The organism is Microbacterium sp. SYP-A9085, from assembly GCF_009649635.1.
Lineage (GTDB): Bacteria > Actinomycetota > Actinomycetes > Actinomycetales > Microbacteriaceae > Microbacterium.
On the sequence record NZ_WJII01000002.1, the window covers coordinates 563748 to 581228 of the forward strand.

The window sequence follows — 17481 nt, forward strand, 5'->3', positions numbered from 1 at the left end:
CAGATCCAGCGAGGAGCGTGCATGATGACCACACTGCTGACGACGATCGCGAACGCGCTGATCGACTTCATCCTGAGCCTGCTGCGTGACCCCGCGGCGCTGGACGAGTTCCAGAAGGACCCCGACGGCATGCTGGCCCGCCATGGGCTGAGCGGGGTGAGCGCCGCCGACGTGCAGGCGGTGAGCCCGGTCGTGATCGACCATCCGCAGGTGCACGCGCGCGACGAGGTGGTGGTGGTCACCCATCCGGTCGTCCACATGTACGCCGCCGACCCGGTCGTCATCCGCGAGATCACGAGGATGGCGCAGACGTTCCACTTCGACAACCGGTCCACCATCGTCGACCAGTCCGTCAACCAGAGCATCTGGGCCGACGGCGACGTGACCCAGCAGTTCGATCACGAGGCGGTCCTCGCCTCCGGTGACGGGTCGTCCGCCGCGGGCCACGACATCGACCACTCCACGACCACGACCACGATGGGCGACGTCTCCCTCGGGAACACCGACACCACCGTCACCATCGACGACTCGTACAACGACTCCTCCACCGACACCACGACCACCGTGGATGCCGATATCGACGGGTCGTACAACGACAGCTCCAGTCAGACCGACGTGGACACCACCGTCACCGACTCGTTCAACGGCGACGGCGCCGGGCTGGCCGTGGCGGCCACCTCCGACGGCGGGACGGCCGGCGACGCGCCGGCGACGGACGACGCGCCGGCGACGGACGACGCGGCTCCTGCGGACGACGCGCCGGTGGACGACGCTCCGGCGGACGACACCGGCGCCGCGGATGCCGCGCTCGCGGCCGCGCCGGATCCCACGGTGCTTCCGGCCGAGGTGGGCCTGGACGACGGCGCGGACGACGCGGGCGGCGCGTACGTCGACGCCGAGCCGCCGATGGATGTCGCGTTCGATGAACCGTGACCGGGTGCCGGCCCCGCTGCCCGCGCCGGGTGCGGGCGCCGAAGGGCCGGAGGCGGCGCGCACCCCGCCGGATCGTCCGCGCTTGTCGAACCCGAACGCGGCGCCGGTCATGGTCAAGGTGCCGCCGCCGGCGTCGATCCGCCTCGCGCAGCTGATGTGGGTGCTCAGCTTCGTGTTCGGCGGGTTCTGCGTGGTCTACTTCTTCATCATCCGGAAGGAGCAGCTGCCGCTGATCGAGGATGCCGTGCGCGCGGTGGACTCGACCCGGCCGGATGCCGTCTATGCGAGCGCGGCGGACATCGTCTTCTGGGTGTGCTTCGCGATCATGGTGGGGCTGCTGCTGGCGCAGATCACGCTGCTGGTCTCGTTCATGAGCCGCCGGCCGGGGATCCGCTGGTGGCAGTTGGCCACGTTCATCGCCCAGGTGCTTCTGTACCTCGTGGTGATCCAGCTGGTGGCGATGGGGCCGCAGGGGACGCTGCTGCGGCCGGCGCTGCTGTTGCAGTGCGGACTGGTGCTGCTGGCCCTGCTACTGAGCACTTTCAGCCGCGCCATGGCGTGGACCGCCCGCCGGCACGACATCCGCCGGGCCGGGCAGGACGCGACCGCATCCGAGCTCTGACGCCATCCGCTCCAGGCTCCGCGCCACGACCCGCGCGGCCTGCGCGCCGGCCCGCGAGATCGTCGGCGATCCGCTCACGGCCCGCCAGTGGTCGAGCCGGTCCTGAAGCCTCGCACACGCGTCGTCGGGCGCGGCATCCGCCGGGACCCCGAGCCGCACCGACGCCTCCTCTCCGGCGCCGCCGATGATCCGCTCGGCCTCGGCGACGAGCGCCGGCGGGAGCCCGGTGTCGCCAGTGCGGATCCGTCCCAGCAGCGACAGCTCGCGCAGGCCGTGGGCGCCCAGCTGCATCCGCTCCAACCCCGCGTCGATCTCGCGCGCGGCGGGACGGGGGTCCTCCGCGACGATCCGGGTCAGCGCGTCGACGACGGCGCGGGCCTTCAGGGTCGCGGCCCGCGCGCGGAACTGCAGGCGCACGGTGGCGACGACGTCGTTGAGTCCGCTGTGCGCGACGAGTTGCTCGGCGAGGGCGGTGGAGTCGTGCGCGCCGCCGCGGATGAGGGAGGTCGCCAGGCGGATCCCGAAGATCCCGAACCGGTCCAGCAGCTCGGTGCGCGTGGTCTGCGGCAGCACGCCCGCGGTGCGCGCGAAGCGGTCGGCGGACACGAGCATCGGCTCCCGCTCGCGGCGGTCCAGTGCGGCAAGGCGGCGGAAGGACGCGAACTCGTCCTCCCGGAGCGTGCGGGCGCCCTCCGCGAGGAGCCCTGCGACCGGCAGGACGCCGAGCGCGAGGGAGGACAGGTCGCCCTGCTGCTCGTACCGTTCGGCGACGCGTCGCGCCGACAGCAGCGAGTCGATGCGTCCGGACCCTATCTCGTCGGCGCGGGACAGCACGGCCAGCGCGTTGACGGTCTGCGTCGGGCCGGCGGCGTTGTCGCGGAACGCCTCAAGGAACTTCAGGTCCGAGGCGTGCAGGTGGCGGACGAGGTACAGGATCGCGTCGGCCGAGGACGGGGACGCGTCGGGCGTGAGCAGCGCCAGCGAGCGGGCGGACAGGTCCTGCGACAGGGATGCTATGCCGGGTGTGTCGATCAGCGTCATCGACTGCAGCACCCGCGACGGCCAGTGCACCTCGATGTGGTCGAGGTCGTCGGCGTGGAACGAGCCGAGGTCCAGCACGAGCCGCCCGTCGGTGCGCCGCACCGGGATCGGCTGCGGACCCGCTCCGTGCGGGTGCACCGTGATCGACGGCAGGTCGGCGTACCGGTACCAGGTGACCACGCGGGTGCACTCGCCCGCGTCGGTGGGCGCTATCCGCTCCCCCAGCAGCGCGTTCAGCAGCGTCGACTTGCCGGCCTTCACGATGCCGGCCACGGCCAGGCGCAGCGGCTCACCCAGCCGCCGGTCCAGCTCGTCGAGCACCCGCTGCACGGGCAGATCGTCGGCGTACGGCGTCCGCGCCGCGTGTACGAGGGCTGCGGCCTGCGGGATGTCGGTGTCCGTCATGACCGGTCGGGCTCGCGCTCCGGAAGGGCCGCCAGGCGCCGCTGCAGCACGGTGAGCCGCTCGGACTGCGCCTGCAGCCGGGCCAGCTGCTTCTCGCGATCGGTGCTGTACGCGCCGGCGGCGGCGCGGGCCCGGTTCACCGCCTCGGTCAGCGACCGGTACAGCTCGTCGGCGATCCCGCCGAAGTGGTCGCGCGCCGTGCGCTGCACCATCCGCAGGCGGTCTTTCAGCTGCTTCGCGGACTGGAAGACGGTGTCGTCGACGTAGCGCCGCACGAGCGACTTCGCCTCGAACCGTCGCCGTGCCAGCCGCGCACTCATGTCCTCGCGGTACGCCCGGCGGCCGACGAGCACCCCGGCCAACAGCGAGATGGGGTTGATCAGCGTGAGCCCGATCAGGCCGGTCGCCAGGCCCACCATGAGGACGCCGCCGTACGATCCGCGCACGCCGATGTAGATCTTCTCGGCCGCGTTCATCCGGCCCGGGTCCAGATCGTTCGGCCGCTCCACGGCATCCAGCACCCCGTCGACGTCGCCGACCGCAATCGTCGGCAGCGTGCGTTCCCCCTCCGCGAAAAGACCGGCGACCTCCTCGGTCAGCCACCGGGACCGCTCGTTCGTCCACACGAACGTCTCGGCGACCGCGGCGGCCGTGCGCTGGTCGATCCACTCGACGATCTGCTCCCAGATGGGGCCGGGGTCCCCCTCGTCGATGGCATCCTCCGCCTCGCGCTGCACCTTCCGCAGACGCTCGCGCAGGTCGTGCTCCATGTCCGAGATGAGGTCGCCGATGCCGTCGTTGAGGGCTATCTGCCATTTCGCGGTGCGGCCGCGGAACTCCTCGGCGCGCGCCGTGGCATCCTGCAGCTCGGCGAGGATCCGCGGCTGCTCGCTCGGGTTGCGGAGGGCCTCCAGCTCCGTGCGCACGGCGATCGCCATCTGCTCCACGACCGAGCGCAGATCGTGCGCGGCGGCCTGGGTGTGCAGGAGCGCCGCATGCTCCACGACGTTGCGACGCAGGTGCGCGACCAGGGCGGGGAAGCCGGACTCGGCGTTCAGCTCCCGGTCCTGCCCGGCGGCGGCCAGCAGCCGCAGATCGCTGGAGACCGCGAAGATCGGGACGTCGCCGACATCGCCCAGGTGCCCGCGGTCGATCGACTCGATCTGCCGCCACTGCGGATAAAGATCGGTCTTGGCGAGCACGGCGGCCACGTTCGGCGACAGCCGCAGCGCGTATCGCAGGAACTGCACCTCGGGCTCGGTGTACTCCTGGGAGGCATCCGAGACCAGGAGGACCGCGTGCGCGGAGGCGAGGGCGGTGAGCGTGGACAGGGCGCTGCGCGACTCGAGCCCGCCCACCCCCGGCGAGTCGACAAGACGCAGGCCCCCCTTGAGGATCTCGCGAGGCAGGGACGCCTCGGCCGCCACGATCCCCTGCTCGTTGCCGGGATTGCCGCGCTCAGACACGTACGCGGCGAGGTCCTCGATCGCGACCGGGGTGCGGTCGGTGCCGGTGGCGCCCGCGACCTCGGGCACGCGGGTGATGATCCATGCCTGCGGCTCGGCGCCGTAGCCGACCTCGGTGGGAACGCTCGTGGCGATGTCGTCGTCGACCGGGCACACCGGCGCGTTGACGAGGGCGTTGATGAGCTTGCTCTTGCCCTGCTTGAACTCGCCCACCACGACGACGCGGACGGTCGGATCCTGTAGCCGGTTGCGCGCCTGGGCGAGGCGCTCGCCCAGGTCGGAGCGCCCGACGTCCGCGACGATCCGCCCGACGTCGCCGATGAGCTCCACGAGCTCCTCGGGCGTCGCCGCGCGCACCGTGGCAGGGGCGGCGATCGGCTCGGTCACATCGACCCTCCCGGAGTTTCGATGAAGACTCACAGTACGCCTGACCGCTTCCGCGCAACAGCGTGCCGGTCGCCCGCGGGCGGCCGGCACGCTGTCACCGTGCACAACGTCAGAAGCCGATGTTGTCCCCGCCGTCGCCGTCACCGGCTTCGGCACCAGGGCTGAACATGTTGCCGCTGTTCTCCCAGCTCTGCATGTCGTGCGAGTCGACCTCGCTCGTGAAGGAGTGATCGAACTGCGCGTTCACGTCGACGTCCGTGGACTGGTCGTTGAACGAGTCGTCGATGTGCGTGTCGACATCCCACGTGTTCGTCGTCGAGTAGTCGTTGAACGCGTTGTCCATCGCCACGTCGATGTTCGTGTTGCCGACGTTGATGTCGCCGACGTCGATCGTCGTGTGCGAGTTGTCGATGTCGCCGCCGGCGGCGTTGGCACCGTCGCCGCTGGCCCACACCGCGGACTGGTCGAAGTTCTGGTGAACGTCACCGCCCGCGCTGACCGCCTGGCTGACCGACTGATCGCTGAGCGCGGCCCTGTTGTCGATCGAGATGCCCCCCGACATCCCACCCATGGCGGCCAGCGGGGCGGCGCCACCCCCACCCCCAGCGCCTCCGAGATCCAGATCGCCGAAGCCCGTGTTGTATTGACGGACCCCGATCGACGTCGAGTGGTCGTTCAGCGTCTGCGTGTTGAACGAACTGGTCAGATTGAACGAGTCCTGGTTGCGGACCTCCGTGGAGTGGTCGGAGTTGTCGGAGTTGTCCGAATTGTCGGAGTTGTCCGAATTGTCGGTGTTGGTCGAGTTGTCGGAGTGGTCCGCCGAGTTGTCGTCCGTCATCGAGTTGTCCGAGTTGTCGGTGTTGGTCGAGTTGTCGGAGTGGTCCGCCGAGTTGTCGTCCGTCATCGAGTTGTCCGAGTTGTCGGTGTTGGTCGAGTTGTCGGAGTGGTCCGCCGAGTTGTCGTCCGTCATGGAGTTGTCCGAGTTGTCGGAGTTGTCCGTGTTGTAGGAATCCGTCGTGTTATCCGACATGAGGTCGGTGTTGAACTGCGCCCCCAGAAGGTTCGCATTGGAGTCAGCCATTGTCGTCCCTTTCTCACCCAGTGTCGGATGACCTGGGAAGAGTCTCGAACGGCACACCGGGTCCCGGCATCGGGGAGGGACCCCGCACTCGGTGGTCCTCGTTAGGGGTATCCGGGTGCGCCGGGGATCGGGGTTAGGGGCGCGGCCGCATATCGTTGACGGGATGGAACGCACAGACCTGGCCGAGCTGCTGCAGCCGGACGCGCTCCGGCTGCTCGACGAGGTGGGGCCGATCGCCGGCACGGCCGACGCCGCCCGCGCCGTGTCGCGGCTGCGCGCGGCAGGGCACGCGCCGGGCCTGGTGGCGGCGGTGGTCGGCCAGGCGCACCTGCGAGCGAAGGCCGTGGCGAAGTTCGGCGAGTTCGCGAGCGGGATGCTGTTCACCCGCGCGGGGCTGGAGCAGGCGACGCGGCTGAACGTCGCCGCGCATCACGCGCACCGGATGCGCGGCGCCGGCATCGCGTCGGTGGCGGACCTCGGCTGCGGGATCGGCGGGGACGCTCTCGCGTTCGCCGCGGCGGGCCTGACGGTGCGCGCGGTCGACGCCGACGAGGTGACGGCTGCCATCGCCGCGTACAACCTAGCGCCGTTCGCGGACGCTGTCACCGTCGCGCACGGCCGCGCCGAGGCATCCCCGCTCGACGGGGTGGACGCGCTGTGGCTCGACCCGGCGCGCCGGACCCCCGGCCACGGCGAGACCGCGCGGGTGGGGGCGGCGGACTACTCGCCGCCGCTGGAGTGGGTGTTCGCGGCGGCGGCCCGGATGCCCGCGGGCATCAAGCTCGGCCCGGCGCACGACCGCGACGAGCTGCCTGACGGCGCCGAGGCGCAGTGGGTCAGCGCCGACGGCACTGTCGTGGAGCTCGTGGTGTGGTCCGGGCGGCTGGCACGGGAAGGCGTGGGTCGCGCGGCGCTGGTGCTGCGCGGGGACGACGTGCACGAGATCACCGGATCCGGGCCGGCGGAGGATGCCGAGGCACGGGAGCTCGGCGAGTACCTGCACGAGCCGGACGGAGCGGTCATCCGCGCGAGTCTGATCGGCGAGGTCGCCCGGTCGCTGCAGGGCGGGATGCTGGATCCGCACATCGCGTACATCACCGGGGATGCCGGGGTCACGAGCCCGTTCGTCCAGTCGTTCCGCGTCCGCGAGACGCTGCCGGCGGGCGCCAAGCCGCTCGCGGCCGCGTTGCGCGCCCGCGGCATCGGGACTCTGGAGATCAAGAAGCGCGGCGTCGACATCGATCCGGCCGCGTTCCGCCGCCGGCTCGCGCTGCGCGGCGACGACTCGGCGACGCTGATCCTCACGCGCGTGGGGACCCGCCGGATCGCGGTGCTCGCCGACCGGGTGGCATAGGCGGCTCAGCCGACGGCGGCGAGCTGACCGGCGACCCACAGCAGCCAGCCGGCGCTGTACAGGAGCGACAGCAGCGCGAGGGCCAGCGCCCACCCGGCGACCACGCGGCTCTCCACGGGGCGGCGCAGCGCGACGACGGCGACGATCACCCCGACGATGCCGATCGGGAAGCACCAGCCGACGACGAACGACGCCGCCAGCGCGACGATGGCGACACCGAGCGCCCAGCCGGCGACGCCCCGCCGCTGGTGCGGCTGCGCGGTGCGCGGCTCCGCAGCGCTCCACGGCATCCCGGGCTGCGGGTCCCGCGCGCCGAACGGCATCCCGGGCGGCGGCTCCTCGGACGGCCCGCTGGCGACACCGGGCACGTCCACGGGCCCGGTGGGCAGCCGCTGGAACCCGCCGCGGTGCTCACCGGGGAGGCCGGGAGCTGCCGGCGGAGCCGCACCCAGGTCGATCTCCGGCGGGGTCGGCACGTCCTCGCCGGACGGGGAATCGCTGCGCCGCCTCATGCGGCGGCTCCGGCATCCCGCGCCGCCACCTGGATCTCGGTGACCGGCAGCGTCGAATCGGCGCCGAACGCGAGTGTCGACGGCGCCCGCCCGGACATGATCAGCTGCGCGGCGAGCGCCGCGATCATCGCGCCGTTGTCCGTGCACAGGCGCAGCGGGGGGATGCGCACCGTGACGCCGGCGGCCGCGCCGCGCGCCAGCGCGACATCCCGTAGCCGACGGTTGGCGATCACCCCGCCGCCCAGCAGCAGCCGCGGCACGTCGTGCCGGCGGCAGGCGTCCAGCGCCTTGCTCACCAGCACGTCGACGACCGCCTCCCGGAAGCTCGCGGCGACGTCCGGGACGGGAACCGGGACACCATCCGCGGTGCACCGCTCCACCCACCGGGCCACGGCCGTCTTCAAGCCGGAGAACGAGAAGTCGTACCGGTGCCGGTCCATGTCCGACGCCCGCGACAGTCCGCGCGGGAAGCGGATCGCGCTCGGATCGCCGGATGCCGCCACCCGGTCGATCTCGGGCCCGCCGGGGTAGGGCAGCCCGAGGATCCGCGCCACCTTGTCGAACGCTTCGCCGGCCGCGTCGTCCATCGTCTCGCCCAGCAGCTCGACATCCGTCGTCAGGTCGCGCACGAGCAGCAGCGACGTGTGCCCGCCCGAGACCAGCAGCGCCACCGTCGGGTACTCCAGGGGGCCCGCGTCCGCGTCCAGGATGTCGGCGGCGATGTGCCCGACGAGGTGGTTCACGGCGTACAGCGGCCGGTCCAGCGCGACGGCGAGCGCCTTCGCCGCGCCCACGCCGACCATCAGGGCTCCGGCCAGGCCCGGCCCGCTCGTCACCGCTATGGCATCCACGTCGGCCAGGGCGACGCCGGACTCGGCCAGCGCCGCGTCGATCGACGGCTGCAGCGCCTCCAGGTGGGCGCGCGCGGCCACCTCGGGGATCACGCCGCCGTACCGCGCGTGCTGCTCCATGCTGCTGGCGATAGTGTTCGACAGCAGCGTCCGGCCGCGCACGATCCCGATCCCGGTCTCGTCACAGCTCGTCTCGATGCCCAGCACCAGCGGTTCGCGGCTCATCCCTTGGCTCCCCTCGCCGGGTCGACGTGCAGGACTCCGTCGATTCGGGCGCCGTCGGCCGATTCAGGCCGGTTCTCGGTCTGGATCGCCGATTCGGGCGGAGTTCCGGACGGCTCGCGCCGGGCAAGGTCGGCGCGCATCACGATCGCGTCGACGTCGTCGGGCTGGTAGTAGCGCGGGCGCCGCCCTATCTCGACGAAGCCCGCCGAGGAGTACAGCGCCTGCGCGACCGGGTTGTCGGCGCGCACCTCGAGGAACAGCTCGCGCACCCCGCGGTGCGTCGCCTCCTCCATCAGCGCGGTCAGCAGCATCCGCCCCCATCCCCGGCCCCGGGATGCCGCGGCCACCGCGATCGTCTGGATGTCGCCCTCCCGCGACCCGGCCACGACCCGCAGGCCCGCGTAGCCGACCACGGCCCCGTCCGCCTCGAGCACGAGGTAGCGGCCGTGCGGCGAGACGAGCTCGTCGTGCATCGTGCGCTCGGTCCAGGCATCGGTGGGGAACGACGCGCGCTCCAGCGCCATGATCGCCGCCAGATCGCCGACGCCGGCGTCCCGCACCGCGGTCATCGGCCGACCTTCTTCGGGGCGGTCGGGGCGGCGACATCCGGCGAGCGCAGGTACAGGGCGTCGGCGGGGCCGATCGTGCGGCCGGCGGCGAGCGCCCGCGCCGCGGCCAGCGCGACCATCGCGCCGGACACCGCATGCGCGTCGCGACGCCGCGCGCCGAGGTCGGCCAGCACGGCGTCCACCCCGTCGCGCGGCGCGAGCGCGGGGCCGGCCGTGCGGATCGGCAGGCCGTCGTCGTCGTCGATGCCGTCGTACACGGAGTACGCGACCTCGCGACGCCGGGCGTCGGTGACGACCGCGAACCGGCCGTCGCCGGCATCCGTCAACGCGTCGTGCAGCAGCATCTCCAGGGCCACCGCGTCGTGGCTGACCACGGGGAGCACCGGGATGCCGCGGCCCAGCGCGAACGCACGGGCGGCGGCGATCCCGATCCGCAGCCCCGTGAACGGGCCCGGGCCCATCCCCGCCGCGACGTGCGTGATGTCCGCGGGCGCGCCGGCGACGACGTCGTGCAGCAGCGTGCCGATCACCTCGGCGTGCGCGAGCGGGTTCGCGCTGTCGGCCTGGCCGCGGATCACGCCGTCGTCCTCGACGACCGCGACGGTCGTGCCGAGGGAGGTGTCGATGCCGAGGATCACCTCTCCAGGGTAGTCGGCGACGTCGCGGCCCCCGCGTCCTCAGGCGCCGCGGCGGGCGATCGTCACGATGCGCGGGTCGGGCGCGCGTCAGGCGCCGCGACGGGTGATCGTCACGACGCGGGCCCCCGCGTCCTCAGGCGCCGCGGCGGGTGATCGTCACGATGCGCGGGTCGGGCGCGCCTCAGGCGCCGCGGCGGGTGATCGTCACGACACGGGGGTCCGGCGCGTCCTCGTCCTCGGGATCCGCGGGCGATCCGCCTTCGGCGCGCGCGAGCTCGACGTCCCACCACGTCTCGCGGAGGCCGTCGGCCATTCCGCGGCCCCACTCGACGACGACGACCGAGTCGTCCACGTCGATGTCGAGGTCGTCCAGCTCGAGCGCCGAGCCGAGCCGGTACGCGTCCACGTGCACGAGGGGCGCGGCGCCGACGAGGGACGGGTGCGTGCGCGCTATCACGAACGTCGGGCTCTGCACCGGCCCGCGCACGCCCAGCCCGGCGGCGATGCCGCGAGTCAAGGTCGTCTTGCCGGCCCCGAGCGGACCGGTCAGCACGACCAGGTCGCCGGCGTGCAGCATCCCGCCCATCCGCCGGCCGAGGTCCTCCATGTCGGCGGCCGACGCCACCTCGTACCGGCCGATCAGCGCGTCCAGGCTCACCGCGCGGCTCCGGCGCGGTTCACGAGGTCACCGTCCGGCGCGGCACGCGCGGCCCGATCCGGCTGACGATCTCGTAGTTGATCGTGGATGCCGCGGCCGCCCACTCCTCCGCGCCGGGCGCCCCGCGGGCCGGGTCGCCGAACAGCACCGCTTCGTCGCCCACGGCCACGGGCGCGTCGCCGACGTCGACGATGAACTGGTCCATTGCCACCCGACCGGCCACATGAAAGCGTCGGCCGCCGATCACGACCGGGCCGGCGTTGGAGGCCTGTCGCGGGACGCCGTCGGCGTACCCGATCGGCACGAGGGCCAGAGTGGTCTCCCGGTCGGTGCGGTACGTGTACCCGTACGAGACGCCCTGCCCGGCCGGCACGCGGCGGACGGCGGCGACGGCGGCGCGCAGCGTCATCACCGGCCGCAGGCCGAGGTCGGCCGAGCTGCGGTCGGCGAACGGGGACAGCCCGTAGACGCCGATGCCGAGCCGGACGCAGTCCAGCCGGGTCTCGGGCAGGTCGATCGCGGCGGCGGTCGCAGCGATGTGCCGCACCCGGGCGGTGAGCCCCATCGCCGCGGCGGCGTCCACCGCCTGCAGGAAGCGGGCCAGGGCCGTGCGGTCGTCGTCGTGCGACGCGTTCGAGAGGTGGCTGAAAATCCCGACCACGCGCAGCCGGCCGATGCGCTCCAGGCGCGCCGCCTCCGCGGTCACGGCAGCCGCGTCGGCCGGCGCTATGCCGTTGCGGCCGAGCCCGGTCTCGTACTTCAGGTGCACGGCGACGGGACGGTCAGGGGATGCCGCGGCGGCGGCCGCCTGCAGCTGGTCCATGCTCGAGATGCCGAGCTCGATCCCGTGCGCGGCAGCCTCGTCGAACACGGTGCCGGGGGCGTGCAGCCAGGCGAGGATCGGTGCGTCGATGCCGGCGCGGCGCAGCTGCAGCGCCTCGGCGACGTCGGTGACGCCCAGGCGGGCGGCGCCGCCGGCGACCGCCGCCGCCGCCGAGCGCACGGCGCCGTGTCCGTACGCGTCGGCCTTGACGACCGCCATCACGTCGGTGCTCAGCATCCGCCGCAGCGCGGCGACGTTCGCGCTGAGAGCGCCGGTGTCGATCACCGCCTCGCGCAGCACGCCGTCGGCGAGCCCGCTCACGCGTCTCCCCCCTCGCGAACCCACCCGTCGTTGCCGAACCCACCCGCTACGGCTGGTGGGTTCGGCAACACGGGGTGGGTTCGGGGCACGGCCGCGCCGGCGGGGGCGTCGCGCTCGGCCTCGGGGCGGGAGCCCTCGGCGACGACGTACGCGATCGCCAGGCCCGCGTCGTGCGACATCGACACGTGAAGGATGCCGATGCCCTTCGCGGCGACGGCGTCGGCGGTCGACCCGGTCAGCGCGAACCACGGCTTGCCGCCGGCATCCGGCACTATCTCGATCTCGGTCCAGTGCACGCCGTCGGACCCGCCGAGGGCCTTGATGAGCGCCTCCTTCGCGGCGTACCGCGCCGCGAGCGACCGGCCCGCGAGCGGGCGCTCCGCGGGCGCGAAAAGTCGCGTCAGCAGCCGCGGGGTGCGGGCCAGGGTGCGTTCGAACCGGGCGATGTCGACCAGGTCGACGCCGATCCCGACGATCATCGAAGCTCCCCTCGTGCCGCGGCCGCGGCATCCTCGACCCTATCGTGCGCGCCCGGCAGCGCCCTGGTCAGTTGGCGGCGCGACGGGCCTCGTCGAGGTATGCGTAGGCCGTGACCCGGGAAATGCCCAGGCGCACGGCGATGGTCTCGACGGACTTGCGCATCTGCGTGGCGCCGCGGGCGTCCAGGCGCTGCAGGACCCCGATCTTGTCGTCGCGCGTCATCTGCGCGGCGGGTTTGCCGACCTCGTCGATCGCCTCGCCGATCATGGCGTCCATCACGGAGACAAGGTCGCGGCCGAAGTGCTCGTCGGGCGCGGAGGCGGCCGACGGCTGGGCGGGCAGCAGCGCATCCAGCAGCGAGCGCGCGTGCTGCACGGCGCTGAGGTCGACGTTGACGCACAGCGCGGCGATGATGTCGCCCGCGCGGTTACGGAAGTAGACGCTCGAGCAGCGCAGCTCGCGGCCGTCGGCCGTGAAGCCCCGATACCCGAACGCGTCGTGGTCGTCCTGCCGGTTCTGCAGCACCGTGAGCCCGAGGCTCGTGGACGGGCCTCCGACCTCGCGGCCGGTGACGTGCCCATTCTCGATCGCGGCGATGGTGTGCCCGAGGTCGACGTCGGCACCATCGAGATTGTGCAGCACGACCTCGCACGCCGGCCCCCCGGCGGCCGCTATGGCGCGCATCACCGGCCGGAACGCGGCGAGCACCTCGGCCGCGTCCTCGTACGTGTCGTGTGTCTGCATGTGCACGCTGTCCACGGGTCCCCCGATCTCTGCCCCCATTTTGTCACGAACACAATGTCTTTGCTATAGACAATGTGTTCGCGAGACGCTATTTTTGCTTGCGGCCGCCATCGAGGGCGGCCATTCAACCAGGGCACGGAGTAAGGAGGCTCTCATGACCCGAGCCGACACCGGCAGAGGACTGACCGGCAAACAGCGACGGATGATCGCGGGTGGTTCCATCGGCACGCTGATGGAGTACTACGACTACTACCTGTACGGTCTGGCATCCGCCGCCGTCTTCCCCGCGGTGTTCTTCTCCACCGACGACCCGATCATCGCGCAGCTCTCGTCGTTCGCGACGTTCGCGGTGGGCTTCCTGCTGCGGCCGGTCGGCGGCATAATCTGGGGCATCGTCGGCGACCGCGTCGGCCGCAAGGCCGTGCTCATGATCACGGTCGTGGGGATGGGCATAGCGACCACCGCGATCGGCCTGATCCCGCCCGATCACATGATCGGGGTCGCCGCTCCCCTGCTCCTGCTGCTGTGCCGCATGTTCCAGGGCTTCTTCGTGGGCGGCGAGATGGGCGGCGCGGCCACGATGGTCGTCGAGAACGCGCCCACCGGCCGGCATGGCCTGTACGGCGCATTCCTTATCAGCGGCGCCGGCGTCGCGAACCTCGTCTCCGGCGGCCTGATGGCCGCGCTCGGCCTGACGCCCTCGTCCTGGTTCCTCACGTGGGGCTGGCGCATCCCGTTCGTGTTCTCCATCGTGCTGGCGATCGTCGCGGTCCTGCTGCGGCGCAAGCTCGAAGAGTCCGACGAGTTCATCCAGACCCAGACCGCGCAGATCGCCGCCGCCGGCAAGCGGGCGAACCCGCTCGTGGAGGCGTTCCGGCACCCCAAGAACACGATCATGGGGGTGCTGATCGGCCTGCCGCAGTCGATCGCGGGGTACGTCATCCTCACCTACGGCCTCGGCTTCATGGTCACGAACAAGCACCTGCCCGCGTGGATGGGGTTCGCCGGCACCATGATCGTGGGCCTGCTGCAGATCGTCGTCGCCCCCGCCTGGGGGGCGGTGTCGGACCGGATCGGACGCCGCACGGTCTACATCATCGGCTGCGTCGGCTTCGCCGCCATGGTCTATCCCGCGTTCATGCTGTTCTCCACCGGCAACCTGTGGCTCATCTGGCTCGGCCAGATCGTCGGCTTCGTGCTGTTCGGGGTGGCGATGCAGGCCACGCTGGCGACGATGCTGGTCGAGATGTTCGACCCGGAAGCCCGCACCACCGGGGTCAACATCGGGTACCAGTTCTCGAACACGCTCGGCGGCGGGTTCGCCCCGCTCATCTGCGCGGCGCTGGTCGCCGGCGCCGGCGGCGCGTTCTGGCCCGTGGTGGTGTACTCGGCGGTGATCGCCGCGGTCGGCGTGATCGCCACGCTCATCGCCTCGATCCGGCCCGACCGGGAGGGAGCGGATCGGCTGCACGTGCTCGCGGCCACGCAGAGCATCCGCATCGACAAGGTCACGGCGTCCTTGCACTGATGCGCACTCCGACATCCACTCCGCGCCTGATCACGGTGGGCGAGACCATGGTGATGATCACGCCCGCGCGCGCCGGGTCGCTGGCCACCGCCGACGACGTGCGGCTGCACGTGGCCGGGGCCGAGTCGAACGTGGCCACGCACGCGGCCGCGCTCGGCGTGGGCGCCGCCTGGGTGGGCGCCGTCGGCGCTGACGTGCTCGGCGAGCGCGTGCGCGACACCGTGGCGCGGCGGGGAGTGGATGTGCGGTGGGTGCGGACGGATCCGGATGCCCCGACCGGCGTGTACCTCAAGGATCCCGGCCGCGGCGTCCTCTACTATCGCCGCGGCTCCGCCGCCTCGCGGATGGGCCCGGATGCCGTCGCCGATGTGCCACTGGAGGATGCCGACATCGTGCACGTCACCGGGATCACCCCGGCTCTGTCGGCGACGTGCGCGGCCCTCGTCGACCGGATCGTGGAGCGGGTGGCCGGCAGCGGTGCTGTCCTCAGCGTCGACGTGAACCACCGCGCCGCACTGTGGGCGCCGGGCGCCGCCGCGCCGGCGCTGCGGGCTCTCGCCCGACGCGCCGGCATCGTCTTCGTCGGCCTCGACGAGGCCGCGGCCGTGTGGGGATGCGCCACGGCGGACGACATCCGGACGCTGCTGCCGGAACCCGGCGTGGTCGTCGTCAAGGACGGCGCCGTCGGCGCCACCGAGTTCGCCCGCGTGGACGGCGCCGACACGGTGACGTTCGCCCCCGCGATCCCCACCGATGTGGTCGAGCCGGTGGGCGCGGGCGATGCGTTCGCCGCCGGATACCTCGCCGCGCACCTGCGCGGCGCCGACGCCGCCGCGCGCCTGGCCGCCGGCCACGCGCGCGCTCACCTCGTCCTGCTCTCGACGAGCGATTTCGTCGACGAGCCTCCCCAGTGAAAGGCTGGCACCGGTCATGACAGACAATTCCTCCTTCGACGAGCTCTTCGGCGGAGTGCGCCTGATGGCGATCCTGCGGGGCATGGGCGTCGAGCGCAGTCTCGCCGTCGCGACCACCGCGTGGGACCTCGGCATCGAGGCCGTCGAGGTGCCGGTGCAGACCCCGACGGATGTCGAGGCGCTGCACGCCGTCGCCGAGGCGGCGGCCGCGCGCGGCCTGCGGGTCGGCGCCGGCACCGTCGTGTCGCCGGAGCACGTGCGCCAGGCGAAGGACGCCGGCGCCGCGTTCACGGTGAGCCCCGGCTTCGACGTCGAGATAGTGCGCGCCTCGCACGCGGCGGGGATGCCGTCGCTGCCAGGCGTGGGCACCGCCACCGAGCTGCAGCTCGCGCTGCGCGAGGGCCTGACCTGGGTCAAGGCATTCCCCGCCTCCGTCCTCGGCGCGGGGTGGTTCGGCGCCATGCGCGGGCCGTTCCCGCAGGCGCGGTTCGTCGCCACGGGCGGGATGGACGCCGCCACCGCGCCGTCGTTCCTTCAGACCGGGGTGCGGGTCGTCGCCGTCGGCTCCGCCCTCGAGGACCCGGCGCAGCTGCCGGCGCTCGCGCAGCTGCTCGCACGATGACCGCCTCACGCCTGCGGGACGTCCCCGACGAGCCCCTCACCGCCCGCGACAAGGGCATCCCCTCCCGCGCCGTCGGCATGACGATCGCCGAGTTCCTCGCGACCTCGCCGCGGCTGGACGAGTTCTGGACGCCGCTGGTCGTGCTCGACGACGCCGCGATGCGCCACAACGTGGACACGATGGCGGCCTGGTGCGGCGAGCGCGGCCTCGCCCTGATGCCGCACGGCAAGACCACGATGGCGCCGACGCTGTGGCAGCGCCAGCTGGACGCCGGCGCCCTCGGGATCACGCTCGCGACGATGGGCCAGGTGCGCACCGCACGCAGTCTGGGCCTTGACTCGATCATGCTCGCCAACGCCGCCGTCGACGAGCGGTCGCTGCGCTATCTCGCCGCCGAGCTCGCCGACCCGAACCTGCGGTTCGTGTGCTGGGTCGACTCGGTCGACACTGTCGACGCGATGGCACGGGTGCTCGCGACGGTCGGCGCGCCGCGCCCGGTCGACGTGTGCGTCGAGCTCGGTGCGCCGGGCGGCCGCACCGGGGCGCGCACGCTCGACGCGGCCGTGGCGGTGGCCGAGCGGGTCGCCGCGACCCCGACGCTGCGGCTGGCCGGGGTCGCCGGGTACGAGGGCAGCCTCGCGCACGACCGGTCGGATGCCGGGCTGCACGCCGTGCGCACCTACCTGCGGCAGCAGGTGACGCTGCATGAGCGCATCCGGAACGAATACGGACCGGGCGACGTGTACGTCACCGCCGGTGGCAGCGCGTACTTCGACGTCGTCGCCGACGTGTACGCCGACGCCGGGGCGGGCGCGGCGCCCACCGGCGGCCAGCGCACCCACTTCACGCTGCGCTCGGGCGCCTACATCGTCCACGACGACGGCTTCTACCGGCTGATCTCCCCGTTCGACGAGGGCCGCAGCGCCGACGACGCGCCCCGGTTCCGCACCGCTATGCACGGCATCGCCCGGGTCGTCTCGCACCCGGAGCCGGGCCTCGCGCTGCTGGACGGCGGCAAGCGGGATCTCCCGTACGACGAAGGCCTCCCGATCCCGCGGGGCGCGGCATCCGACCTCGGCGCACCGTGGGCGCCGTTTGCCGATGCCGCGATCTCGGCGATGAACGACCAGCACAGCTACCTGCGACTCGGCGCCGACGCGCGGGATGTCGCCCCGGTGGGGTCGGTGGTGGCCCTCGGGCTGTCGCATCCGTGCACGGCGTTCGACAAGTGGCGAGTGCTGCCGGTCGTCGACGCGTGGGGATCGGGCGCGGTCGTCGACCTGGTGCGCACGTATTTCTGAGGAGGA

17 protein-coding genes and 1 pseudogene are annotated in these 17481 nt (G+C 72.6%); 7 read left to right on the forward strand and 11 right to left on the reverse strand.

The genetic code is table 11. From position 1 onward, the window contains the following. Window positions 1-21 precede the first annotated feature (21 nt). Both GH740_RS07290 and GH740_RS07295 read left to right on the forward strand, forming a co-directional pair. The gene (locus tag GH740_RS07290) at window positions 22-933 is read left to right on the forward strand and encodes an IniB N-terminal domain-containing protein (RefSeq protein WP_253941277.1); all 912 of its coding nucleotides are present in this window, start codon (window positions 22-24) and stop codon (window positions 931-933) included. Window positions 934-1015: 82 nt separating this feature from the next. Beyond that, on the forward strand, window positions 1016-1555 hold the full coding sequence (locus tag GH740_RS07295) for a hypothetical protein (protein WP_153745392.1): 540 nt from the start codon (window positions 1016-1018) through the stop codon (window positions 1553-1555). On the opposite strand, the gene GH740_RS07300 is transcribed toward GH740_RS07295, so the two are convergent. From GH740_RS07300 to GH740_RS07310, 3 genes are all read right to left on the reverse strand, one after another. Further along, window positions 1463-3001, reverse strand: coding sequence for a dynamin family protein (locus GH740_RS07300; RefSeq protein ID WP_153745393.1), 1539 nt, complete (start codon window positions 2999-3001; stop codon window positions 1463-1465). The two genes, GH740_RS07295 and GH740_RS07300, sit on opposite strands and share 93 nt — an antisense overlap. Then, a complete protein-coding gene (locus tag GH740_RS07305; protein ID WP_367640990.1) occupies window positions 2998-4854 on the reverse strand; it encodes a dynamin family protein in 1857 nt (618 codons plus the stop codon). Before GH740_RS07305 ends, GH740_RS07300 begins: the two co-directional genes overlap by 4 nt. A 109-nt stretch (window positions 4855-4963) precedes the next feature. Next, window positions 4964-5935, reverse strand: coding sequence for a hypothetical protein (locus GH740_RS07310; RefSeq protein WP_172978322.1), 972 nt, complete (start codon window positions 5933-5935; stop codon window positions 4964-4966). Between the two features lie 163 nt (window positions 5936-6098). On the opposite strand from GH740_RS07310, the gene GH740_RS07315 reads away from it, so the two are divergent. Then, window positions 6099-7289: a class I SAM-dependent methyltransferase gene (locus GH740_RS07315; protein ID WP_153745395.1), complete on the forward strand. Its 1191-nt coding sequence runs from the start codon at window positions 6099-6101 to the stop codon at window positions 7287-7289. Window positions 7290-7294: 5 nt separating this feature from the next. On the opposite strand, the gene GH740_RS07320 is transcribed toward GH740_RS07315, so the two are convergent. The 8 genes and pseudogenes from GH740_RS07320 to GH740_RS07355 all read right to left on the reverse strand — a co-directional run bounded on the left by GH740_RS07320 (window position 7295) and on the right by GH740_RS07355 (window position 13110). Further along, entirely contained in the window at window positions 7295-7801 is a 507-nt protein-coding gene (locus GH740_RS07320) for a hypothetical protein (RefSeq protein ID WP_153745396.1), read from the reverse strand. Then, window positions 7798-8877 (reverse strand): tRNA (adenosine(37)-N6)-threonylcarbamoyltransferase complex transferase subunit TsaD, encoded by a 1080-nt coding sequence (tsaD, locus tag GH740_RS07325; RefSeq protein WP_153745397.1) that lies wholly within the window; start codon window positions 8875-8877, stop codon window positions 7798-7800. The genes GH740_RS07320 and tsaD overlap by 4 nt, the downstream gene beginning before the upstream one ends. Beyond that, a complete protein-coding gene (gene rimI, locus GH740_RS07330) occupies window positions 8874-9446 on the reverse strand; it encodes a ribosomal protein S18-alanine N-acetyltransferase (protein ID WP_153745398.1) in 573 nt (190 codons plus the stop codon). The genes tsaD and rimI overlap by 4 nt, the downstream gene beginning before the upstream one ends. Further along, a complete protein-coding gene (gene tsaB, locus GH740_RS07335) occupies window positions 9443-10084 on the reverse strand; it encodes a tRNA (adenosine(37)-N6)-threonylcarbamoyltransferase complex dimerization subunit type 1 TsaB (RefSeq protein WP_367640995.1) in 642 nt (213 codons plus the stop codon). The genes rimI and tsaB overlap by 4 nt, the downstream gene beginning before the upstream one ends. Window positions 10085-10265: 181 nt before the next feature. Then, window positions 10266-10742, reverse strand: coding sequence for a tRNA (adenosine(37)-N6)-threonylcarbamoyltransferase complex ATPase subunit type 1 TsaE (gene tsaE, locus GH740_RS07340; protein WP_367640997.1), 477 nt, complete (start codon window positions 10740-10742; stop codon window positions 10266-10268). Between the two features lie 19 nt (window positions 10743-10761). Further along, a complete protein-coding gene (alr, locus tag GH740_RS07345) occupies window positions 10762-11886 on the reverse strand; it encodes an alanine racemase (protein WP_367640999.1) in 1125 nt (374 codons plus the stop codon). Window positions 11887-12020: 134 nt separating this feature from the next. Beyond that, window positions 12021-12365, reverse strand: a pseudogene (locus tag GH740_RS07350) (holo-ACP synthase); the annotation flags it as partial. Between the two features lie 67 nt (window positions 12366-12432). Then, the gene (locus tag GH740_RS07355; RefSeq protein ID WP_172978323.1) at window positions 12433-13110 is read right to left on the reverse strand and encodes a transcriptional regulator; all 678 of its coding nucleotides are present in this window, start codon (window positions 13108-13110) and stop codon (window positions 12433-12435) included. A gap of 154 nt (window positions 13111-13264) precedes the next feature. Between GH740_RS07355 and GH740_RS07360 the strand changes: the two genes are divergently transcribed. The 4 genes from GH740_RS07360 to GH740_RS07375 are packed head-to-tail and all read left to right on the forward strand — an operon-like array spanning window position 13265 to window position 17475. Then, entirely contained in the window at window positions 13265-14638 is a 1374-nt protein-coding gene (locus tag GH740_RS07360; protein WP_153745401.1) for an MFS transporter, read from the forward strand. Next, window positions 14638-15552, forward strand: a complete 915-nt coding sequence (locus tag GH740_RS07365; RefSeq protein WP_153745402.1) for a sugar kinase — start codon at window positions 14638-14640, stop codon at window positions 15550-15552. Before GH740_RS07360 ends, GH740_RS07365 begins: the two co-directional genes overlap by 1 nt. Window positions 15553-15568: 16 nt before the next feature. Further along, complete coding sequence (locus GH740_RS07370) at window positions 15569-16174, forward strand: bifunctional 4-hydroxy-2-oxoglutarate aldolase/2-dehydro-3-deoxy-phosphogluconate aldolase (RefSeq protein ID WP_153745403.1); 606 nt, start codon at window positions 15569-15571, stop codon at window positions 16172-16174. Next, window positions 16171-17475: an alanine racemase gene (locus GH740_RS07375; RefSeq protein WP_153745404.1), complete on the forward strand. Its 1305-nt coding sequence runs from the start codon at window positions 16171-16173 to the stop codon at window positions 17473-17475. Before GH740_RS07370 ends, GH740_RS07375 begins: the two co-directional genes overlap by 4 nt. Window positions 17476-17481: the final 6 nt, after the last annotated feature.

Excerpts from the sequence above, each read along its gene's own strand:
- GH740_RS07290 (WP_253941277.1), top strand. The coding sequence starts at position 22 with ATGATGACCACACTGCTGACGACGATCGCGAACGCGCTGATCGACTTC.
- GH740_RS07300 (WP_153745393.1), bottom strand. The coding sequence starts at position 3,001 with ATGACGGACACCGACATCCCGCAGGCCGCAGCCCTCGTACACGCGGCG.
- GH740_RS07310 (WP_172978322.1), bottom strand. The coding sequence starts at position 5,935 with ATGGCTGACTCCAATGCGAACCTTCTGGGGGCGCAGTTCAACACCGAC.
- GH740_RS07315 (WP_153745395.1), top strand. The coding sequence starts at position 6,099 with ATGGAACGCACAGACCTGGCCGAGCTGCTGCAGCCGGACGCGCTCCGG.
- GH740_RS07320 (WP_153745396.1), bottom strand. The coding sequence starts at position 7,801 with ATGAGGCGGCGCAGCGATTCCCCGTCCGGCGAGGACGTGCCGACCCCG.
- tsaD (WP_153745397.1), bottom strand. The coding sequence starts at position 8,877 with ATGAGCCGCGAACCGCTGGTGCTGGGCATCGAGACGAGCTGTGACGAG.
- rimI (WP_153745398.1), bottom strand. The coding sequence starts at position 9,446 with ATGACCGCGGTGCGGGACGCCGGCGTCGGCGATCTGGCGGCGATCATG.
- GH740_RS07355 (WP_172978323.1), bottom strand. The coding sequence starts at position 13,110 with ATGCAGACACACGACACGTACGAGGACGCGGCCGAGGTGCTCGCCGCG.
- GH740_RS07360 (WP_153745401.1), top strand. The coding sequence starts at position 13,265 with ATGACCCGAGCCGACACCGGCAGAGGACTGACCGGCAAACAGCGACGG.
- GH740_RS07365 (WP_153745402.1), top strand. The coding sequence starts at position 14,638 with ATGCGCACTCCGACATCCACTCCGCGCCTGATCACGGTGGGCGAGACC.
- GH740_RS07370 (WP_153745403.1), top strand. The coding sequence starts at position 15,569 with ATGACAGACAATTCCTCCTTCGACGAGCTCTTCGGCGGAGTGCGCCTG.
- GH740_RS07375 (WP_153745404.1), top strand. The coding sequence starts at position 16,171 with ATGACCGCCTCACGCCTGCGGGACGTCCCCGACGAGCCCCTCACCGCC.